The sequence below is a fragment of the Niallia sp. RD1 genome (genome assembly GCF_024219955.1).
In the GTDB taxonomy this organism is placed as follows: domain Bacteria; phylum Bacillota; class Bacilli; order Bacillales; family Cytobacillaceae; genus Niallia; species Niallia alba.
In genome coordinates this window covers 4,705,643-4,727,189 of sequence record NZ_CP100420.1, presented here as the reverse complement: position 1 = coordinate 4,727,189, position 21,547 = coordinate 4,705,643, and the positions used below count along the sequence as shown (strand labels likewise).

Sequence of the window (21,547 nt, the reverse complement as noted above, 5' to 3'; positions counted from 1 at the left end):
CTAAAGTTAAGTGAATTCTACTATAAGGATACATAGTTTAGAAGGGACGTTAGGAAAAAATGACAAAACAGCAATTTGGTGTAATCGGTTTAGCGGTTATGGGTAAAAACCTTGCGATGAACATCGAAAGCAGAGGTTATACTGTTTCCGTTTTCAACCGTTCAAAAGAAAAAACAGAAGAAATGCTTAAAGAAACAGAAGGTAAGAATGTCGTTGGAACATATACATTAGAAGAATTTGTACAATCTTTAGAAGTTCCACGTAAAATTATGTTAATGGTTAAAGCTGGTCCTGCTACTGATGCTACAATCGAACAATTAAAGCCTTTATTAGATAAAGGGGATATTGTTATTGATGGCGGTAACACATTCTTTAAAGATACGCAAAGACGTAACAAAGAATTAAGTGAACTTGGTATTCACTTTATTGGTACAGGCGTTTCTGGTGGGGAAGAAGGCGCTTTAAAAGGTCCTTCTATCATGCCTGGTGGGCAAAAAGAAGCATATGAATTAGTTGCACCTATTTTCCGTGATATCTCAGCAAAAGTTAATGATGAGCCTTGTACTACGTATATCGGTCCAGATGGTGCTGGCCATTATGTAAAAATGGTTCACAATGGAATAGAATATGGAGATATGCAATTAATCTGTGAAGCATACTTTATTATGAAGCATGTATTAGGATTAGAAGCACAAGAACTTCATGAAGTATTCGCAGAATGGAATAAAGGCGAGCTAGATAGCTACCTAATTGAAATCACTGCAGATATTTTCACAAAAGTAGATGATGAAACTGGTAAACCTTTAGTAGATCTAATCTTAGATACTGCTGGACAAAAAGGAACTGGTAAATGGACAAGCCAAAGTGCTTTAGACTTAGGTGTTCCACTTCCAATGATTACGGAATCTGTATTTGCTCGCTTCATTTCTGCAATGAAAGACGAACGTGTAAAAGCAAGTAAAGTACTTTCAGGTCCAGAAATTAAACCATTTACAGGTGATAAAGCAGCATTTATCGAATCTGTACGTAAAGCACTATACTTAAGCAAAATTGTTTCTTATGCACAAGGTTTCGCGCAAATGAGAGAAGCATCTGAAGAATATGATTGGAATTTAAACTATGGCGAAATCGCAATGATTTTCCGTGGTGGTTGCATTATTCGTGCACAATTCCTACAAAAAATCAAAGATGCATATGACCGTGATCCAGAATTGAAAAACCTTCTATTGGATCCATATTTCAGTGAGATTGCTGAAAACTATCAAACAGCATTACGTGAAGTAATCTCTGGTGCTGTATTAAATGGTATTCCTGTACCAAGCTTTGCAGCTGCTTTAGCTTACTTCGACAGCTACCGTACAGCAACTTTACCAGCAAACCTACTACAAGCGCAACGTGACTACTTCGGTGCACACACATATGAGCGTCTTGATAAAGAGGGAATTTTCCATACTAACTGGATGGAAAAATAAGAATTGCTATAAAGCACACCACGATTTTGATTGTGGTGTGCTTTTTTAGATTGTATACGGAGATGCAGAAAGGAATGCAGTAAAAAAAGCGTTTATCAGTCGAATGAAAACCAAAAAGAGAGAGGCAAGTAGGAAAAAAGGCGTTCATCAGTTGGATGAACACCAAAAAGAAAGAGAAAAGCAGTGAAAAAGGCGTTCATTAATCAAATAAAACAAAAAAAGAATTTACACAAATTTTACGTACCCAAAGATTTTACATCACCCCAAAAATCTACCAATAAAATACTTAGAAAATAATTAGCAATCAATAAAAAATGTGCTACTATACTCAGCAGCACATCAATCAAACAAATTATTTTTTCACAAAAATAAACTAGTGAATGGTGAAAAAATTTATCCTTTAAAAATTATTTCAATATAAACAACTTCGGATCTACTACCAATTCTAATCGGTGGTCCCCAAAATCCAAATCCAGAGGACACAATCGCATGAAGTTGCTTCTTTTTCTTGTAGCCCCAGTCTAATTCAAAGACTCGTTTTGTAATCAGATGGTTCGGTGCCATTTGGCCACGATGTGTATGTCCTGATAGAATGACATCGATACCATCGTTCATTGCAGCTTCTAGTTCATCTGGCTGGTGATCCATCATGATAATTGGTAAGTGGTTATTTTCATTCTCAAGGAGCATCGGAATGGAAAGTCTTTCCTTGTCGGTTTTATCTTTACGACCAATTAATCGAATGGTTTCGTCAATGGTTACTTTTTCATCCATTAGGATTTGAATACCGATACGGTTCATTTCCTTTAAAAAAGTAGGAATCATTTTGCCGTAATATTCATGATTACCTAACACACCATAAATACCTAGAGGAGCTTGTAATTGCTTTAATTGTTCACCCATGTTCTTTTTCAGAAAAGGAAGAGGGTCATCATCTATGATATCCCCTGGTAAAAGAATCAAATCAGGCTGTAAGCCGTTTATTTTCGTTACTAGACGTTTTAGATGACTTTTCCCTGATAAAGTGCCAAAGTGCATATCAGAAGCCATAGCGATCCTCAGAGTGTCTCTATGAGCCTGTTTTTTATCTACTGTAAGTTTATAAGTTCTAATAACAGGGGAATAAGCATTGTATGTGCCGTAAATAAGTAAAAGGAGAAGAATTCCTGCTGCGATGCTTCCTACAATTTTTGTTGTATCTTCAGACGGAATAGATATGTTTAATAGAAGCCATCCTAAATTAGCAATTGGAAATAGTAAGATACCATATTCAAAAATAGCAAGCCAATAAGCGCCAAGTATTTTAAATATGGAGATTGACTTAAGGAAATGGCTGATAATATATGCGTAGGAAAAAAGGATAACAACTCCGATATAAATAGATGGATATGTTAATAAGTTTAATGATTTAAGCCAAACATAACCATTCCATCCTAAGTAGAAAACTAGTAGATTATATAAAATGAATACGAGAATGATAGAAAAAATTAATTTGATTTTATTCATTTGGAACTCCTTAGAATAGAATTATAATCACGAAAGAAAAAACGTGAATACAAATGGATTCACGTTTTTTAGGTTTACTTGAAGTATTGGATTAGCAAACATCTACTTCAAATTGATTTACTGGCCACCAGAAGAAACCGTCTTTTTCTAATAATTCATCTGCTTCTTGTGGTCCCATTGTACCTGAAGCATAATTAGGAAATTGAGTAGCAGGATTTTGTTCCCAAGCCTGTGAAATTTTATCGACATAGCTCCAAGATAAGGCTACTTCATCCCAATGCGTAAAGTTAGTTGCATCGCCATGAAGGCTATCATCAATTAGTTTTTCATAAGCTTCTGGAGTATTTATTCCTGCAATTCCTGTATTTGCATAGCTAAGCTTAATTGGTGTTGCTTCCATGTTTTGTCCTGCTTTTTTAGCATTTAAATGCAATGTAATACCTTCCTCTGGTTGAATATGGATGACAAGAAGGTTTGGCGTAATTTCTTGATCAGGACGATTGTATAAATTCATTGGAATGTCTTTAAATTGTACAACGATTTTTGTCGACTTGCTTTCTAATCTTTTTCCTGTTCGGATATAGAATGGAACACCAGCCCAACGGAAGTTATCAATCATTACTTTACCAGCGACAAAAGTTTCTGTGTTGGAGTTAGGATTAACCATTTGTTCTTCACGGTAGCTCGGTACATCTAAATCCTCAACGAAACCTTTACCATATTGTCCCCTTACAAAGTATTTATCTACTTCATCTACTTCGACAGGACGCATCGCGCGGAAAACTTTAACCTTTTCTGAGCGAATTTCATCTGGAGTAAGTTTAATTGGTGGTTCCATTGCAAGCAGTGCAACCATTTGTAACATATGGTTTTGAACCATATCACGAAGAGCGCCACTTGTTTCATAATATCTTCCACGTTCTTCTACTCCAAGTACTTCACTTGAAGTTACTTGAATATTGCTGATGTAACGGTTGTTCCACAGGTTTTCAAAAATTGCATTAGAAAAACGGATAGTTTCAATATTTTGCACCATCGCTTTTCCTAAGTAATGATCAATACGGTATACTTCATCCTCAGAAAATGCAGTTCGAATTTGCTCGTTAAGTTCTTTGGCTGATTCTAAATCATGACCAAATGGTTTTTCGATGATAAGGCGTTTATAGCCTTTCACATCTGTTAATCCATCTTGATTTAGATGAATCGCAATTGGGCCAAAGAATTCTGGTGCCATTGCTAAGTAAAATACGCGGTTGCCATTTAAGCTATATTTTACATCCAAATCATCTGCGATGTTTTTCAGCTCTGCATAAGAGCTTGAATCTGTAACATCATGAGAATGATAGCAAAAATAAGAAGCGAATGTCTCTAGGTCATCATTTTTAGAACTTGCAATTGCTTCAGAAACAGAATTAACAACATTTTGTTTAAACTGTTCTTGCGTTAATGTTCTTCTTCCTACACCTACTACGGCGAAATTTGCTAATTTACCTTTTTTATACAATCGATAAAGAGATGGGAAAAGCTTTCTATTGGCTAAATCTCCTGTAGCTCCGAAGATCATAATAAGTGCATTTGATGTTTGTTTTTCATTCACTTTCTTGTACCTCATTTCATTTATATATGTATGAAAATTATTAAATTGATGTTTTACAAAGGTGCATTTATCTTAAATAATGACTGTTTTTGTATAGATTGTCGCTAGGTTTTTTCCAATAAATTTTTTAGAAAACAGCCTAAATAATACATGTACCTATACAGTTATAAAATTTTATCTTTTTCTTAAGGATATGGCAACACATTTGTTTGTAATTTTTGCAAATATTTTTACTATTTGTATTTACAGCAGAATTTTTTCATTCATCCAACATGATATTACAATATATTAGCAAAAGTTACTAGTTAAATGATTTAGTAATTTGGATAAACGCGCAGCATTAAAGTATACTTAAGACATCTATTCTGAATTAGTATTTAATGAACGAGTTTTATTTATACAGTGGGATGAGGAACAACGTAGAAAAAAGAAAGGGAGTAGTATGCATTTATGAAATTGCAATTTTTAGGAACTGGTGCAGGTATTCCAGCAAAATCGAGAAATGTTACAGCGATTGCTTTAAAACTTTTAGAAGAGAAGGGGAGTATTTGGCTGTTTGATTGTGGGGAAGCAACACAGCATCAAATACTATATACAAATATTAAGCCAAGAAGAATTGATAAAATATTTATTACCCATCTACATGGAGATCATATCTATGGATTACCAGGTTTTCTTTCTAGCCGATCTTTCCAAGGTGGAGAAACCACGCTAACAGTTTATGGACCTAAAGGAATTCACGAGTATATTCGAGTTAGTCTTGCTGTTAGTCAAACATATTTAAAATATGATTTAAACATCGTAGAGATTGAAGAAGGCACTATTTTTGAAGACGATGATTTTATCGTGGAAGCAAAAATACTTGAACATGGCGTAACAAGCTATGGCTATCGAATAATCGAAAAGGACCGTCCTGGAAAGTTAAATACAGATAAATTATTGCAATATGGAATCAAGCCCGGTCCTATATATAAAAGAATAAAGGATGGGGAGAATCTCACGCTTGATGATGGTACGATAATAAATAGCCAAGAGTTTCTTGGTACTGCTATCAAAGGAAGAATAATAACTATTTTAGGGGATACAAGAACCTGTTCTGCCACAGAGGTTTTGGCAAAAGAAGCGAAAGTACTGGTTCATGAAGCAACGTTTTCAAAAGAAGAAAGTTCGATTGCCACTGAATATTATCATTCTACGACAGTACAAGCTGCCGATACAGCTAAAAAAGCAAAGGTAGATTGTCTCCTGCTAACACATATAAGCGCAAGATATGATCAATCATTAACAGAACAACTGTTACAGGAAGCAAGAGCTATTTTTCCTAATACATACATTGCAGAAGATTTGGCGGAGTTTGAGATTTAAGCAAGTAAAAAAGGATGTCGTCAAAATAAGAGACAGCATCCCTTTTATCTATTCTTAACTGGTCGTAAAGGTCTGTTAAGTGTGACTAACCATCATTGGGTTGAGGAAAAGCCCCACTGATGGTTAGTCTTCTTTATTTTGACAGCTTAAGTTCATCTGTAAGTGCTTTTCCCATCTTTTTTGATTGGGCAGTCGCTTCTTCAATACAAGAGATAAAGGCATTTTGTACATCAAATTGCTCTAAAATTCTGAGTCCTGCTTCTGTGGTACCACCAGGACTAGTTACATTCTTGCGAAGCTCCTGTGGACTTTTGGAAGATACCGCAATCATTTCTGCTGCACCAATTAATGTTTGCACAATCAACTCGTTAGCTACTTCACGATCCAGTCCGATTTTCAGTCCGCCTTTCTCCATTGCTTCTACTAAATAATAAATATAAGCTGGCCCACTTCCTGATAGTCCAGTAATCGCATCTAATTGCTCTTCTTCCACAACAGTAACTAAGCCAACGGTTTTAAACAAGTCTAAAACGAATTGTTTTTGTGTATCTACTACAAAAGAGTTGAAGGCGATCCCAGTTGCTGATTTTCCAACCATTGCAGAGGTGTTTGGCATGGCACGTGCAATTGGAACCTTTTGGTCAATTAAGCGTTGCAGGCTGTCCATACTAACGCCAGCAAGAACAGATATTAGGAGGGTACGTTCAGATAAATAATCTTTCCATTGAAGCGTAGCCTCTCTTACATCTTTCGGTTTCATTGCGAGAATGATAACATCTGCATTTCCAATCACTTTTTCTAAATCGAAAGAGTAATTAATTCCATTGCGCTCCTGTAATTCAATAAGTCTGTTCTCATTGCCACGATTTGTAACGATAATATCGGTTGTCTCACTCATCTTACTGGAAACAATTCCAGAAATTAAGGCCTCGCTCATAGAACCAGCGCCGATAATAGCAAGTTTGTTCATTTTCTCTCCCCCTATAATAATGTGTCTAAAATAAGAAAAAAACCTTACGTTAAAAAGAAAGGACAAAAGGTTTTCCGTGGTACCACCTTAGCTTATATATAATCAGCATTCGCATATAATTATACAACTCTTCACCGGTAACGACGAATTATGTTTAGGTTTTCCTACCTACTCTTAAGTAGATTCAATCAGATGGACAATGATGAAGTCTTTCAGCCTAAGGAACTTCCTCTCTAGCAAGCCGTTTCCATTTACTATTCTTATTTCATCCTGTAAATTTATCATTTTCCGACAGAAGACTCCCTCTTCCATTATATGCAGGGCTGTAGCCCAACGATAAGGGGGAGATGAATGTCGGTTGGCGATAGCCAAAACACATCCTCTTATAGTAAAATAAGAACATATATTCGTGTTGGGGGAGTGAGCGCAATGATCGTTAATAAAGCATATAAGTTTCGTATCTATCCCAATAAAAAACAAATGGAACTCATCCATAAAACGATTGGTTGTGTGAGGTTCACATTCAATTTCTTTCTAGGTAAGCAGAAAGAGAAAGACGCTTATTGGTATATTGTTGAAGAAATGGTTCAAAATAGTCAGCTTCCAACAAATAATTGGAAAGGAAAATGGTTGAACAAATATGAAACAGTAAAGGCAATTCCAGAATTAAAGAAACACTATTCTTTTCTGAAAGAAGTGGATAGTATTGCTTTGCAGAAATCGGTTGAAAACTTGGCTGATTCTTTTGAACGATACTATAAAAAACAAAATAAGTATCCACGCTTTAAATCGAAGAAGAATCCTGTGCAATCCTACACGACAAAGCATACAAACGGAAATATTGCGGTTGAAGGTAAGTATATTAAGCTTCCTAAACTTGGTCTTGTTCGCTTTGCCAAAAGTCGTGAAGTTGAAGGCAAGATACGGAGTGCTACCATTAGACGCAATCCGTCAGGAAAATACTTCCTTTCCATCGGTGCAGAAGTGGAAGTGAAAGAGTTACCAAAAACAAATTCCGCTATTGGAGTAGATGTTGGGCTAAAAAATTTTGCTATTCTTTCAGATGGTACAACTTTCTCTAACCCTAAATTCTTTCGCACATTGGAAGAAAAGTTAGCTAAATTTCAACGAATCATGAGCAGACGAGCCGTTGGTGGCTCAAACTGGTATAAAGTCAAACGAAAAGTTGCCTGTATTCACGAGAAAATGGCAAATGCAAGAAGGGATTACTTGCACAAAATCTCCACTGATCTTGTCAAAAACCACGACATAATCGGGATGGAAGATTTGTCTGTATCCAATATGTTAAAAAATCACAACCTTGCCAAAGCCATTAGTGAAGTATCATGGTCAGAATTCAAAACCATGATGGAATACAAGGCAAAATGGTATGGAAAACGGGTGGTGACCGTTGCAAAGCACTTTCCGTCCAGTCAGCTTTGCTCCTGTTGTGGCTACCAAAACAAAGAGGTTAAAAATCTTGGCTTACGTGAATGGGAATGTCCAACATGCCATATCCATCATGAAAATCGAGATATTAATGCAGCAATCAATCTCAAAAATGAAGCGTTAAGACTTCTAACCGCAGGAACTGCGGGGGTAGCCTACTAAGATAACCGAAGGATACTTTGGTGTTCGTAGGAATTTCCCCCTTCAATCAGACTGTAAGGTTGATAAGGGGTAAGTAGTTCAATTGATTATGCAAGTTAGAAGGCTTTTCTGTCAATAGAAAAATAGGATGGTGGGAAAATTAGCCATTCGAATATTACCGGTAGCAATCGATTATTATGATCACAAAATTGTGGAAGCTTGGAAAAGAATGCATGCGGAAGAACAAATAGATTATATAATGACTAGTCAGCTTATTTGGGAAACAATGGAGGAAGAGAATCTTTTGATAGACCATAATTTTCTCGAATATCGGATTCGTCATCTTGTCTATTCTGGAGTATTTGAAATGAAAGGAATCCCCAAAAATAGGAGACGCTATTTTGTGCGCCTGAAATAGCGGAGTCAATAACCTAGTTGTTATTTTAAATCTACTATGTAAAAATATAAATAGTATTTTATTATTAATGTTATTTGAATATAGTATGTGATATTTTAGTAGGAAAATAATCACACTAGATATATTTTGTTTAGGCTGTTTCCTAAAGGAATGTTGTTTTTTTATAGAAAAAAAGGATTAGTTGGAAAAATGGAGCAGCCGGAATACACGTAGGCTCCTGTGGATTAGCGAGACAGTCTGAAACCCCAGAGGCGAAGCTGGGGAGACTCAAGCTTAGCCCCACGGAAAGCGAAGTGTATTCCGGCTGCGGAGCATAGCCACAAATTTTACAAAAACAGCCTTTTTTTAAGAAGAGTGCGTATTAACGAGGTGAAAAGATATGACAAATATACATGGAAAGAACATTGTAATAACAGGAGCTTCATCTGGCATCGGAGAGAAAATTGCATTAAAAGTAGCACAAAAGGGCGGACGACCGATTCTTCTTGCTCGATCTGAAGAAAAGTTAGCTGCTATTTGTGCCAATATAAATAAACAATTTCCTGTCCATGCTAGCTATTATACTTTGGATGTAAGTAATACGAACCAAGTGAAGGAAGTTTTTGCGAAGATCTATCAAGAAGTCGACTTTATCGATATTTTACTTAATAATGCAGGGTTTGGCGTTTTTGATATGGTCCACGAAGCGAATATGGCAGACATTGATCAAATGTTTCAAGTAAATGTAATCGGAGTAATTGCTTGTACGAAAGAAGTATTGCCTTCTATGTTAGAAAAAAACAGAGGCCATATTATTAATGTTGCTTCCCAGGCAGGAAAATTAGCTACAGCAAAATCAAGTGCTTATGCTGCAACCAAACATGCTGTTTTAGGTTTTACAAACAGTTTGCGAATGGAAGTAGCAACTTCCAATATCAAAATTTCTGCAGTAAACCCAGGTCCAATTGAGACCGCTTTTTTCAATACGGCTGACAAATCTGGAAACTATGTTAAAAATGTTCAAAAATATATGCTGTCTTCCGAAACAGTAGCTGAAAAAGTAATGGGATTGATGCTGCATCCAAAACGTGAGCTCAATCTGCCAGTGTGGATGAATTGGGGAAGTGTTCTTTATAATCTATTTCCAGGAATCGCAGATAAGCTGGTTGGCAGCATTTTGAATAAAAAATAAACACAGTTAAAAATAGGGAGAATCTGTAATATACCCATAAACTACATCTTGAACAAGATCATTGAGATCATGGGAAGGATGTTGTTTTTTTAAATGAATGATTTTATTTGCTAATTCCTCATATTCATTGAGGGGAGGCGTATTGGATTCAATGTGATATTGCTTAAGGGATTTTTGTATCATTTTTTGTAAAAGTAATTTATTATTTAATTTTTCCTTATTATTAAATAGTATTTATGTCATATAACTTATTAACTATGGAAGTGTAAAGAAAAAAATAGTAACTTTCTCCAAAGTATTATATACTAATTTCTATCTAATAAGAGAGTTATCGCTAATTTTCTTGAAAATAGTATGCTAAAAAGTGGAACAATTAAGGAGATGAGAGATAATGGAAAAAGCTACATTTGCTGGTGGGTGTTTCTGGTGTATGGTATCCCCATTCGAAGAACTTCCAGGAATTGGAGGTATTGTTTCTGGCTATAGCGGGGGACATGTGGAGAATCCAACTTATGAACAAGTGAAAACAGGAACAACTGGACATTTTGAAGTGGTAGAAATCACATATGATCCAGAATTATTTCCATATGAACGTTTATTAGAATTATTTTGGCAGCAAATTGACCCAACTGATCCAGATGGACAATTTCAGGATCGTGGACCACAATATCGAACAGCTATTTTTTATCATAATGAAAAGCAAAAAGAGCTTGCTGAAAAATCAAAGCAAGCAATGGCTGAAAGTGGAAAATTTAAAAAGCCGATTGTTACATTAATTGAACCAGCAGCACCATTCTATCCTGCTGAAGACTATCATCAAGACTATCATAAGAAAAATAAGCAGCATTATAAAGAGGATAGAGAAAAGTCTGGACGAGATGAGTTCATTAATGAGTATTGGTAAAAGAATAAAAAGAGGATTTGCTATCAATCACTAATGATTGATAGCAAATCCTCTTTTTTGTGTAGGGTTACTTTAAGCATAACTATTATAATTGCGAAATTTTGTAATTAATCTCCTATTTCTAAAAAAATAGAATTTTTCAACCTGATGTTCTAAAGTATTGTCGATCTATGTCGATATGAAAAAAGGATTAGATGAAGAAAAGGGGTAGCTTCTATGAGATTTTTACAAAATATCAATATTTCTAAAAAAATATTGATCATCATTATGTTTAGTGCAATAGCATTAATACTAATAGGACTATTTGGAATGTATGGGATGAAAGAAATGGCTAGTAATTCTCAAAAGATGTATGAAGAGAAACTATTACCTAATACATATATTGCGAAAATAGAAAATTATCGCCGTACAAACGACAGCTATATTATCGAATTAATGATAACCGAGGATGAAAAGAGAAATCAGGAACTGTTAGAAGCGATAAAAAAGAATATGGAGGAGTCAAATAAATATATTAAAAAACTTGATGCGATAAAGCTTTCACAGGAAGAGACAAATGCGTATAAGATCTTTAAAGATGTTTATGATGGCTTTGAACAACTGCAGGATCAAGTTATCTCTCTAGCGCTCAATAATTTTAATGACTCTGCCTATAACTTATATACAAAAAATTTACGTTCTAAAACAAATGTTATCAATAGTCAATTGGATGAACTACAAGAAACTAATCAGGCAGAAGCGGAACGAATTTCTAAAGAAAATGAAAGCTATTATTCAACGATGATTCTGGTAACAGCAGGAATTATCATCGTTTCCGTAGCACTTGCAGTCTTATTTGGTTTATATATATCATCAATGATTGTCGCTCCGATCAAACGCTTGAAAGCTCTAATGGAAAAAGGCGGACAAGGAGATTTTTCGGAGAGATATGCATATATCGGAAAGGATGAAGTGGGTTCGCTATCTGATAGCTATAATACGATGGCAGATGGGATGAAGGGGCTTATAGAAATGCTGTCTGAAACGTCCCATCATCTTGCTTCTTCATCCGAACAATTAAGTTCTAGTTCCGAAGAAAGCAGTAAAGCAAGTGAACATATTTCGGAAACGATACAGGAACTTGCAGTAGGTTCGGAAACACAAATGAGGTTAATGGAGTCAAGTTCGGAAGGAATACGTAATGTAAATGAAACGACTGGAAGCATAACAGAACGTGCAAAAAAAGTCGCAGAAACAGCCGAGCAAACGTCAGATGTATCTGCAGAAGGTGCAAAAAGAATTTCAGAAGTAACCACACAAATGAAATCTATTAATAATAATGTAGCATCACTAGCTCAATCTATTGCTACATTGGAATCTCGAATTAATGAAATTGGGGATATTACAAAGGTAATAACAGATATTTCTTCACAAACCAACCTATTAGCATTAAATGCAGCAATTGAAGCAGCAAGAGCTGGGGAGCAAGGAAAAGGTTTTGCTGTTGTAGCTGATGAGGTAAGAAAATTAGCGGAACAAACGGCAGGATCTGCTGAACAGATTACCAATCTAATCAGTCAAATTCAAACTGATTCAAAGAATACTTCTCTCTCCATGACAACCGCTGCAAATGACGTAGATGCAGGGATAAATATTGTTCAAGACGCAGGGGAAGCGTTCAAGAAAATTGAAGGGTCTGTTAATGAACTAGTTATATTAGTAGAGGAAGTAAGTGAATCACTTAATCAATTAAAAGAGCATACAAATACAATCAATGGTTCTATCTTAGAAGTAAATTCGATGGCAAGTGAAGCTGCAGCAAGTACGGAAAACGTCTCTGCAGCTACCGAGGAGCAAGTAGCATCCATGCAGGAAATAGCGGCTTCTTCTACTTCATTAGCACAACTAGCATCAGATTTGCAAGATAAGATAAAACAATTTAAAATTTAAACAGAAAAAGGAGGCATGCAATAGACATGACTCCTTTTTTAATTAGGCTGTTTGTATGAAAACTCTTTAGGTAAAAGGCAACACTAAGCTGAACCTTCTAAATTTGAACTTTTTTAAAAGGCTAGGAATGATTAAATATAGTGCTTTTGTTATTCATTAAGCAATTTGTTCATTAGTGGGTTCAATACGATACCCTTTCCTTTTTAAGTATTGAATCATTTTTTGTTCTTTACTTTGTTCGAGATCAACATAATCAGGGCCTAGTTCCTGATATGGTTGCCTTGTTTTTAAAATATTGTAAGCAATTGTTAGGATTAAATGAGCGGAAGCGATCCGTGCTTTCGATTTTCCTTGTCGTTTCATAATTCTTTTTCTATGTGCAGATATGCGATTATACTGTCTATCTGTAGCCATGGAACATTCAACAGCGGTGGTTCTTAATGATTTGTTTCCGTACTGAGTTTTACCTGTTTTTTTTTTACCGGCACTCTCATAATTTCCTGGACTCACTCCAGCCCATGAGGCTAGATGTTTAGAACTTTTAAATACTGACATGTCTACACCCATTTCAGCTATAAAGATTGCGGATGCATTTTTATCCACACCCGGTATGGTATCTAGTAGTTCGCACTCCTCTTGATAAGGAATAAGCGCTTGGTCTATGCGTTCAACTACTTTTTCGATTGTTTCATCGATGTGATTGATATGGTCCCAATGGAAACGTAACATATCAATATGATGTTTACGTATTCCACCGTTAAGGGCTTCTGCAATATCTGTTGTGCTCGCCTTAACTCTTGAATCAACCATTTGTTGAAGTTCAAACACACCTATTTTTTCGCCGTTTATTAGGGCTTCAATAATGCGACAACCAGTGACACCAAAAATGTCAGATAAAACAGAAGTTAGTTTAATATTTGCATCCTGTAGAATTTTGTGGATTCGATTGCGCTCAGAAGTTCGTGTATGGATGAGTTTTTTACGATACCGGGTTAAATCTCGCAAATCACGAATTTCTTTGGGCGGTACAAAATTTTTTTCAATTAGTCCAGAACGCAAAAGTTTAGCTAACCACTCCGCATCTTTTACGTCTGTTTTCCTTCCGGGAACATTTTTAACATGTTGGGCATTGGCAAGGATTAATTGGAAGTCACATTCTATAACATTCCAAACGGGCTTCCAATATACACCGGTACTTTCCATTACAGCATCCGTTATTTTGTGTGAGGATAGCCAGTCGCTAAGTGCCAAAAGGCCACTTGTGGTTGTTGGAAAGGTTTGAATCTCTTTATTTGGTTTTTTATCTAATGAACCAAATAAAACACAAGCAACTACTGTTTCTTGGTGTACATCTAGGCCTGCACACCGTTCAATCATAGCTTCCATATAATCACCTCAAAGATTTTAATACAATACAAGCGACAGAAGTCATCATACAAAATTTTTGTATTCGTGTTTATAAACACATTAGACGGTTCTTTTAAACTGTCACAACCAGTTTTTCTAACGGGGTATCAACTTGTATTGATCCACCAAACAGTCTTCGGACTGGTCGTATTGTACTATTAATTATGGTCAGGTGTTAAGTGGTTTAGACTTTCTATCATGGGATAGGAGCAAGTTTTCATGATAGACGGTGGCGGCGGGTAACGCCGCCATGAGAGTTTTTCTAAAGGATTGTTGTTTTTTCAATCGAAAAAAAGAATTAGTTGGAAAAATGGAGCAGCCGGAATACACGAAGACGTCATGGGGATTAGCGAGACAGTCTGAGACCCCGGAGGCGAAGCTGAGGAGGATCAGCGCGAGCCCCACAGCGAAGTGTATTCCGGCTGCGGGTAATCGCAACAAACTTTACGAAAACAGCCTTTAATTAATTTATATCCACATATTCTTTTAAAAAGTCATCAATCGCCTTTTCATACGCTTCTTTGTTCTCATTATAGCTTTGAGCATGAAAGCCATTAACAGCGAAAAATAATTTTTTAGGACCTTGTTTTTTATCAAATAATTTTTGTGTCATTTCTGGCAAGATAAAATCATCTTTTTGACTATGGATAAACAGCATTGGGCTTTTAATGTTATCAATGACCGAAATGGGAGAGATATCCTTAATCGAATATCGGGCTCTTGCTCGAAGGAATATATTGGCAATGGGGATGAAGATTTTCCCTGGTAACTTTATTTCTTGTTTAATAAGATAATTTAATTGGTCGGTGAAATCTGAAAAAGGACAATCGGCAATATAGAAATCAGCCCCATCTTCAATCCCGCCAGCATAAAGAATCATGGTAGCAGCACCCATCGATTCTCCGTGGATACCTAGGATTATATCCTTTCCTTTCTCTCTTCTAACCCAATCTACAATTTGCTTTAAGTCAAATTTCTCATAATAGCCAAAGCTTGTATTTTTTCCGCCAGATTCTCCGTGTCTCCGATGATCGTAAATAATTCCATTAAAGCCTCTTTCTAAAAATAAGTTCATGTATTTAATGGAACTCGTTTTATTTTCCGTGACTCCATGTGATATGATGATATATTTCTTTGTTTCAAAAGGCTCCACTAGAATTGCTTTTAAATCATAGCCATAGGGGGAGGGGAGGGTAATTTCTTGTTTAGTTAAATTTTCAAATGAAACCGGGTCCAATCTGCCAGCTTCTTGCTCTCTTTTTAAAATAAAGTCATTGTCTTTTTTCTTCATATACATTAATCGATTGGAACAATAGACTCCAATAGATGTAATAAACAACAATACAGAAAATAGATAACGAAACAGCTTTCTCAAACCGATTCCTCCAGTAAGTTCATAAATTTAGCAGAAACTAATTTGAGTGTATCATTTCTCCATAGAGAAACAAAATAGACAGCTTGTTTATTTATGCAAAAATAGACATTGAAGGCTATAATGTTTATCCCTCTCTTAACAGACAGTAAGACTTCCGCCTCAAGCTTATGAGAATACGAGGAAGATAGGTGAGAGATCAACTGTCCGTAAAGGTCCGATTGGTTCAACTAACCATCAGCGGGGGAGGAAGGAAAACCCCCACTGATGGAAGTTTCACTTTATGATAAAAAATTTTATGCAGGAATAAAAAAATGGTTACAAATTGAAGCTGTTTTGCATGGAAGAATAAGTAAATATTGATATAAAAACTGCACCATCTATTATTAGAAAGTGCAGTTAAGCAGAACTACTGTTTGGAGTTTTGTCTGTTTGTCGGATGAACGGCCTTTTCTAAATCTTCTGCGGCAATTGCTTGTTTAACAGTATCAGCATTTGGCTTCCCAGCTTGACTGTATCCTTTATCACGCTTTTGACTCATTAAGATTCCCTCCTAAAATAGAAATGATGATACTAGCAAAACAATTGTGCTGTATCGAATTCTCTAGTATAACTTGAGTTGAAAAATATGTTATTATACATACAGCATAGGAAAAAGAAGGGTTGAATTATGGCAGAACATCATTTTTATTTAAAAGCAGATTGGCCGGGCTATCGTAATGATGTCGGCACAATTGAGAGTGGCAATCTAAAAACAAAAATATCTATTCCACAAGAAATGGATGGACCTGGTGTAGGAACAAATCCAGATGAAATGTTACTAGGTGCTGCGGCCACATGCTTTATTATTACTCTAGCAGCAATGATGGAAAGAAGTCGGTTGGAGAAGGAAAGTTTAACATTGGAATCAGAAGCAGTGGTAGATGTGACAAACGGTATATTTACCTATCAAAAGATTATCCACCGCCCAAAAATTGTATTAAAAAAAGAGGCGACTGAAAAAGATATAAAGCTTGCAGTAAAACTAGCTCAAAAAGCAGAAGAAAGCTGTATGATTACAAGAGCTATTAAAGGGAATGTCGAAGTCAAGCTAGAGGAAACAATTGAGGTTGCATTGTAAGGAGGATAACCAGATGGCAAAACAACGGAAAAACGTACAAAAATCGAAACAAGAAGATAAGCCCGTTACATTAGGGGATCTTTTGAACGAGCAATTAGCGAAACAGCTCAAAGATAAAAAGCACGAGCTTAAAGAACAAGAAGAAGCCAAGCTTAAAGCGGATGAAGAAAGAAAAAGAGAAGAGCGAAGACAAAAAGAGAAAAATAAAAGCTTTGAAGAACTATTAAACGAAAATTCGATGAACTGGAAGGACTTTAAATAAGAAGAAAAGGCTGAGACAAAACAAAATATCTAATGGGTAAAGACGAACAATCTCTCATTTAGTAGCGAAACCAATAAGTTGCTTAATTCTTTTCAAAAGTAAATATAATTAGTAGGAAAAACGGAGCAGACTGAATACACGTAGACTCCTATGGGAGCTGCGAGAAAGTCCGAGACCCAGCAGGAACTTAAGAAGCGAGGAGCTTGGCGCTCGCCCCATGGAAAGCGAAGTGTATTCAGTCTGCGGGTAATAAGCACAAATCTTCTTTCTTAAAATTAATAAAAAGCCCATACAATTATACGGAAGTTTTATCAATATCTGCATATAATTGTTCGGATTTATATTTAGTTGGAATACTTTTGCCCCAGCCTCTTTTCTAATAGTTTATTTTATTACTGCCACTTTGGTGAATGCTTCTTCTTTTATATGACTATTTTCTGGGATAAGTAAAGCTTGGAATTCATTAAATAATATTTGAATTTCTGCTTGTTCATTGATCAAATCAATATTGATTTGATAATCTTGTTCGCTTTTATATGTCGTTATCTCCAGCCATTTTGTTGAATCATCATTACATTGTAGATAGGTTGTTTTTGAATCGATGTATTTACGATAGATGTGGCTTACTTTTTCTTGTATGCGAAAATATTCCTCTAACTTATCCGGCATAATATGGTATTCATATACTTTTACATACATTTTCTCCGCCTTTAAAAAATATATCATTCTTTAGTTTGTTATCTTATTTTAGCATGTTTACAAAAACATTTAGTGCTATCTACAAAATCAAATATTATCACGATTTATCATTGAATTCTTTTATAACTTGTTTGTATAAATGTTTGCATATTTATTATGAAAGGGAAACTATTAATAAATATGGTTCAATTTATTGGAGATGATAGAATGTTAGAATGGAAATTAAAGTATGGCAAAACGATAATTGAAAGGAAAATTCGTTATAATTCCACAATAGAAGAATATCAATGCAAACTTCTTCACTCAGATAATAAAAAAATTACTCTCTTACATCAAGTGGAAAAACCATTTGAAATGGGGAAGGGGAAGGAGAAACTAGTTATTCCAAAAGGGACATACACGTTTGCCTATTACTGGTTGGATCAGCCATATAATTTATATTTTTGGAGAGAGGAAAATGGAAAGTATTTAGGAGCGTATTTTAATATTGTGAGAAAAAATAGCATTCAAAATAATATTGTCATGTTTGAAGATTTAATTATTGATGTAGTAGTTAAACCTAATCATATATATTATATTTTGGATCAAGAAGAATTGCCTCAGCCATTAGAAACATTTGAAAATGGATATGTTCAAACTGCATTACATGCATTGTTAAAGAGGAAAGATTGTATTATAGATGAGGTCAGTGCTGAAACAGCAAATTTTTATCCATTGTAAGTTAAAATATGTACTTGAATTTTTCTTTGCCATTCATTGTTCCTCTCTCTATAACGTTACTTGTAATTAATGAAGGAGGATTATTAAAAAATGACACATTCGATGAGACTTCGATTCCTAGCTTTGAACAAGTAATTAAATATGTTCAAAGGCTCTGTTTTGTGTATACAGAGTAAACGGGATTAGTCTGTCCTTTTTTAATAATCTTCATTGCATATTGGAAACAATCATTAGTGACCATTATTTCTATTGATGTATTCTTTCTTGTACAATATCAGTAACGACTGTGTTGTATGGATATGGAATGCTGTTTAAAAGGTAGATATTTCTACCTTTTTAAATTGCCTTTTTTATAAAAGGGCAATTTACTATAACGCTATCTTAAAAAGGTAGTTTTTCCCCTTTACTCTAGATCACAGGAAATTTGCCTGTGATTTTTTTATTGGAAAATAACCAATGGAGGGTAAAATAATGGAAAAAGTATTTCTTGAATTAGTGAATATAGAAGTTACGTATTTAGATCGGATTGTGTTAACAATACCAAGATTATCTGTAAATCAGTTTGATCAAATTGGTATTGTAGGAAAGAATGGGACCGGTAAGAGTACCTTGCTAAAATTAATGGCAGGTAGGATTCCGACAGAGAAAGGACAAATAAATCGTTTTGTAGATTTCGCTTATTTTGATCAATTAAATTCACCTGAAACAAAGGAAGTTAAGTATGACTTAATCGGAAAACTTTCTATCCCTAAAACGAAAATAGAAAATTTTAGTGGGGAAAGTTAACGAGACTCAAAATAGCAGAGGGTTTCTCCAATTATCGAGAAGGCTTATTGTTAGATGAACCAACAACCCATTTAGATAAGTTAGGCAAACAATTCTTATTGGAAGAATTAGAGTACTATTATGGTGCGCTTATTCTTGTCAGTCATGACCGAAGTTTTCTTGATAAACTAGTGACGAAAATATGGGAAGTTGTGGATGGTATGGTGATTGAATATATTTAGATATTGATTGTATCGAAGCTTTAGAGCGATTTTTAAAAGCCTATGAAGGAACAGTCATTCTTGTTTCACATGATCAAGCATTTATAGAGCGTGTTGCAGATTATATTTATGAAATCGAAAATAAACAATTAGTTTTAAAGAAATTTCAATAGGACTTTAAACCATGATAAAAATTGTGTAAAAGAAATAGAATAGCTCGAAGCCATGTTTAAATAGAACAACAAAGGAGAAGAAGGTATTGAACTGTTCTCCTTTTCCTTTGTCTTATCTAATAGTCTAAATGCTTAAAATACAATAAATATTCTTTTTCGTTATGTTTTTTAATCTTATACTTGCGTAGGTCGTTTTCAAGTTTTTTTTGATCTTTGTTTTTATTACTAAGTTTTAAGACAAGCTGATAAAAAATTTCACTTAAAATGTATATAGTTCCAGCAGAACCTAATTCCAGCCCGAGTGTTTCCGTTTCTGAAAGCTGTGTTTTTGCTAGTTCCTCTATTTCTTTTTTATATTCCTCTTTAATTAAAATATGAGATTCTTTATTTGCAAAGGCCAGTAGTAAATCTTCTGTATTAAATACTTCAAAATAGGCATTTTCTTTTTCTAATTGTAAAAGTTCGTCCAACACTTTTCCTTCTGTTTTTGCAACTGTTTGGGCGATGGCTTGAATGGTTTTTACAGAATAGCTGCTAACTTTTTTTTTATTGACTGCAGAAAGTACTTGTTGGCTTAACCCAGTTTGTTTATAAACATCATAACGCTTTTTTTCATTTTTTTGTAAATAGACATCAAGTAAACTCATTATTAACCCCCTAAAGTACTAAAATATTATTTACTAAATAATATTTTAGTATAAATGGCTAATAATGTAAATGAATAATTGGAAAATTTAAGTTGTATAACCAAATTTTATTGTGATTACAATTTCCTTTGCTAAAATAAACAAATATAGGCATACAAGAAAAGATAACTTAAGAATTTTTTAGTAAAGGGGAATAAGAAGTGAAATTTGTTCTAATATTCGGGCCACAAGCAGTTGGGAAAATGACAGTTGGCCTAGAATTAGCAAAAATAACTGACTTAAAGCTATTCCATAATCATATGACAATCGATTTGGTTAGCACATTTTTCGATTATGGAACTACAGAGGGAAAGAGATTAGTTGAGCTGTTTCGTAATGAAATATTTGAAGCGGTATCAAAAAGTGATTTAGATGGCATCATCTTCACTTACGTATGGGCATTTGATATGAAAGAAGATTGGAATTATGTTAATCATGTATGCGAGCTGTTTGAATCAAGAGGAGGAACCATCTATTTCGTGGAGCTTGAAGCACAGATAGAAGAAAGAATCATACGAAATAAAAGTCCCCAACGATTAGAGCATAAACCAACTAAAAGAGATATCGTTTGGTCTGAAAATAACTTGAAAACTTCGATGGAAAGATACCGTTTAAATTCTTGGCCAGGAGAAATAAATCAAAGTAATTACTTACGAATCAATAATACAAACATAAGTGCTGAAGAGGCGGCAAAGCGGATAAAAGAACGATTTAATTTATGAATGCAATAGCAAAAGATGAGTTTAATAGAAAGAAGGAAATGCTTGGCTATTTTCCATCAATTTGGCATTATTGCCAATTTCGATAAACAAGAAGCATACATTCATTATGCCCCTGATCATTATAAGTGTATTGCAGTAAATGATGATATGATAGAAGAGCTAAAAGAGCAATTAGCGATGATGAAAACATACTTCCATACATATAATAGACCTGCAAATGGTTTAGCATACTGGGGGATAACACTCATTCCCCCTGAATCGTTACCACTTTTTTTAGAAATTGTTTTGTCCAATAAAAACAGAAGAAAATCTAAGGAACATACAGATTTAGCTATAAAAATACTAGAAGCACAAGAAACAAAAAAATACATGATACACTATGGAATTTAAACTATAATGCATCATGTATTTTCGCCGTATTTCTATTTTAATCTTTTTTTGTTTGGGATAATGTGGTGACGTCAAGAAAAGAAAGACC

The 21,547-nt window shown here is 34.8% G+C and carries 24 protein-coding genes; 15 read left to right on the top strand and 9 right to left on the bottom strand.

Translation table 11 applies throughout. The annotated features are described in order from the left end of the window. Nucleotides 1-59 precede the first annotated feature (59 nt). Nucleotides 60-1,472 carry an NADP-dependent phosphogluconate dehydrogenase gene (gndA, locus tag NKG37_RS22845; protein WP_016203238.1) on the top strand — a complete coding sequence of 471 codons (1,413 nt, stop codon included), beginning with the start codon at nt 60-62 and terminating at the stop codon, nt 1,470-1,472. A 393-nt stretch (nt 1,473-1,865) separates the two neighbouring features. On the opposite strand, the gene NKG37_RS22840 is transcribed toward gndA, so the two are convergent. Together NKG37_RS22840 and zwf are read right to left on the bottom strand one after the other, a co-directional pair. Continuing rightward, on the bottom strand, nt 1,866-2,978 hold the full coding sequence (locus tag NKG37_RS22840) for a metallophosphoesterase (protein ID WP_101730908.1): 1,113 nt from the start codon (nt 2,976-2,978) through the stop codon (nt 1,866-1,868). 91 nt (nt 2,979-3,069) lie between these two features. After that, nucleotides 3,070-4,542: a glucose-6-phosphate dehydrogenase gene (gene zwf / locus NKG37_RS22835; protein ID WP_224427527.1), complete on the bottom strand. Its 1,473-nt coding sequence runs from the start codon at nt 4,540-4,542 to the stop codon at nt 3,070-3,072. Nucleotides 4,543-5,025: 483 nt separating this feature from the next. Between zwf and rnz the strand changes: the two genes are divergently transcribed. Then, the gene (gene rnz, locus NKG37_RS22830) at nt 5,026-5,940 is read left to right on the top strand and encodes a ribonuclease Z (protein ID WP_016203235.1); all 915 of its coding nucleotides are present in this window, start codon (nt 5,026-5,028) and stop codon (nt 5,938-5,940) included. 133 nt (nt 5,941-6,073) lie between these two features. Here the strand turns inward: rnz and proC are convergent, their stop codons facing one another. Next, nucleotides 6,074-6,910, bottom strand: a complete 837-nt coding sequence (gene proC / locus NKG37_RS22825; RefSeq protein ID WP_224427512.1) for a pyrroline-5-carboxylate reductase — start codon at nt 6,908-6,910, stop codon at nt 6,074-6,076. A 429-nt stretch (nt 6,911-7,339) separates the two neighbouring features. On the opposite strand from proC, the gene tnpB reads away from it, so the two are divergent. From tnpB to NKG37_RS22810, 3 genes are all read left to right on the top strand, one after another. Next, entirely contained in the window at nt 7,340-8,521 is a 1,182-nt protein-coding gene (gene tnpB, locus NKG37_RS22820; RefSeq protein WP_224427526.1) for an IS200/IS605 family element RNA-guided endonuclease TnpB, read from the top strand. 130 nt (nt 8,522-8,651) lie between these two features. Beyond that, nucleotides 8,652-8,918 (top strand): DUF3658 domain-containing protein, encoded by a 267-nt coding sequence (locus NKG37_RS22815; RefSeq protein WP_016203231.1) that lies wholly within the window; start codon nt 8,652-8,654, stop codon nt 8,916-8,918. Nucleotides 8,919-9,297: 379 nt separating this feature from the next. Then, nucleotides 9,298-10,089 (top strand): SDR family NAD(P)-dependent oxidoreductase, encoded by a 792-nt coding sequence (locus tag NKG37_RS22810; RefSeq protein ID WP_016203230.1) that lies wholly within the window; start codon nt 9,298-9,300, stop codon nt 10,087-10,089. A gap of 6 nt (nt 10,090-10,095) precedes the next feature. Here the strand turns inward: NKG37_RS22810 and NKG37_RS26425 are convergent, their stop codons facing one another. Continuing rightward, entirely contained in the window at nt 10,096-10,272 is a 177-nt protein-coding gene (locus tag NKG37_RS26425; RefSeq protein WP_367976211.1) for a YqzH family protein, read from the bottom strand. A gap of 208 nt (nt 10,273-10,480) precedes the next feature. On the opposite strand from NKG37_RS26425, the gene msrA reads away from it, so the two are divergent. After that, on the top strand, nt 10,481-10,993 hold the full coding sequence (gene msrA / locus NKG37_RS22805; RefSeq protein WP_016203229.1) for a peptide-methionine (S)-S-oxide reductase MsrA: 513 nt from the start codon (nt 10,481-10,483) through the stop codon (nt 10,991-10,993). 216 nt (nt 10,994-11,209) lie between these two features. After that, the gene (locus tag NKG37_RS22800) at nt 11,210-12,922 is read left to right on the top strand and encodes a methyl-accepting chemotaxis protein (protein WP_224427511.1); all 1,713 of its coding nucleotides are present in this window, start codon (nt 11,210-11,212) and stop codon (nt 12,920-12,922) included. A gap of 156 nt (nt 12,923-13,078) precedes the next feature. Here the strand turns inward: NKG37_RS22800 and NKG37_RS22795 are convergent, their stop codons facing one another. From NKG37_RS22795 to NKG37_RS26210, 3 genes are all read right to left on the bottom strand, one after another. Beyond that, nucleotides 13,079-14,308: an IS110 family RNA-guided transposase gene (locus NKG37_RS22795; RefSeq protein WP_100525939.1), complete on the bottom strand. Its 1,230-nt coding sequence runs from the start codon at nt 14,306-14,308 to the stop codon at nt 13,079-13,081. A 484-nt stretch (nt 14,309-14,792) separates the two neighbouring features. Beyond that, on the bottom strand, nt 14,793-15,704 hold the full coding sequence (locus NKG37_RS22790; RefSeq protein ID WP_169188809.1) for an alpha/beta hydrolase: 912 nt from the start codon (nt 15,702-15,704) through the stop codon (nt 14,793-14,795). 406 nt (nt 15,705-16,110) lie between these two features. Then, nucleotides 16,111-16,242 (bottom strand): hypothetical protein, encoded by a 132-nt coding sequence (locus tag NKG37_RS26210; protein WP_016203226.1) that lies wholly within the window; start codon nt 16,240-16,242, stop codon nt 16,111-16,113. Between the two features lie 129 nt (nt 16,243-16,371). Between NKG37_RS26210 and NKG37_RS22785 the strand changes: the two genes are divergently transcribed. Next, on the top strand, nt 16,372-16,821 hold the full coding sequence (locus NKG37_RS22785) for an OsmC family protein (protein ID WP_016203225.1): 450 nt from the start codon (nt 16,372-16,374) through the stop codon (nt 16,819-16,821). A gap of 13 nt (nt 16,822-16,834) precedes the next feature. Further along, on the top strand, nt 16,835-17,083 hold the full coding sequence (locus tag NKG37_RS22780) for a YqkE family protein (protein ID WP_016203224.1): 249 nt from the start codon (nt 16,835-16,837) through the stop codon (nt 17,081-17,083). A 384-nt stretch (nt 17,084-17,467) separates the two neighbouring features. Here the strand turns inward: NKG37_RS22780 and NKG37_RS22775 are convergent, their stop codons facing one another. After that, nucleotides 17,468-17,782, bottom strand: coding sequence for a hypothetical protein (locus NKG37_RS22775; RefSeq protein WP_254415381.1), 315 nt, complete (start codon nt 17,780-17,782; stop codon nt 17,468-17,470). 207 nt (nt 17,783-17,989) lie between these two features. On the opposite strand from NKG37_RS22775, the gene NKG37_RS22770 reads away from it, so the two are divergent. From NKG37_RS22770 to NKG37_RS26410, 4 genes are all read left to right on the top strand, one after another. Continuing rightward, on the top strand, nt 17,990-18,502 hold the full coding sequence (locus NKG37_RS22770) for a ribonuclease FAU-1 family protein (protein WP_224428119.1): 513 nt from the start codon (nt 17,990-17,992) through the stop codon (nt 18,500-18,502). Between the two features lie 90 nt (nt 18,503-18,592). Then, on the top strand, nt 18,593-18,637 hold the full coding sequence (locus NKG37_RS26420; protein ID WP_145999722.1) for an erythromycin resistance leader peptide: 45 nt from the start codon (nt 18,593-18,595) through the stop codon (nt 18,635-18,637). A gap of 336 nt (nt 18,638-18,973) precedes the next feature. After that, nucleotides 18,974-19,288 (top strand): ATP-binding cassette domain-containing protein, encoded by a 315-nt coding sequence (locus NKG37_RS26415; protein WP_051993935.1) that lies wholly within the window; start codon nt 18,974-18,976, stop codon nt 19,286-19,288. A gap of 47 nt (nt 19,289-19,335) precedes the next feature. After that, on the top strand, nt 19,336-19,509 hold the full coding sequence (locus NKG37_RS26410) for a P-loop NTPase family protein (RefSeq protein ID WP_319005189.1): 174 nt from the start codon (nt 19,336-19,338) through the stop codon (nt 19,507-19,509). A gap of 268 nt (nt 19,510-19,777) precedes the next feature. On the opposite strand, the gene NKG37_RS22760 is transcribed toward NKG37_RS26410, so the two are convergent. Beyond that, nucleotides 19,778-20,308, bottom strand: a complete 531-nt coding sequence (locus NKG37_RS22760; protein ID WP_016203221.1) for a helix-turn-helix domain-containing protein — start codon at nt 20,306-20,308, stop codon at nt 19,778-19,780. A 200-nt stretch (nt 20,309-20,508) separates the two neighbouring features. On the opposite strand from NKG37_RS22760, the gene NKG37_RS22755 reads away from it, so the two are divergent. Together NKG37_RS22755 and NKG37_RS22750 are read left to right on the top strand one after the other, a co-directional pair. Beyond that, a complete protein-coding gene (locus NKG37_RS22755) occupies nt 20,509-21,069 on the top strand; it encodes an AAA family ATPase (protein WP_254415380.1) in 561 nt (186 codons plus the stop codon). A 42-nt stretch (nt 21,070-21,111) separates the two neighbouring features. Beyond that, a complete protein-coding gene (locus NKG37_RS22750; RefSeq protein WP_016203219.1) occupies nt 21,112-21,459 on the top strand; it encodes a hypothetical protein in 348 nt (115 codons plus the stop codon). The last annotated feature ends 88 nt before the right edge of the window (nt 21,460-21,547 follow it).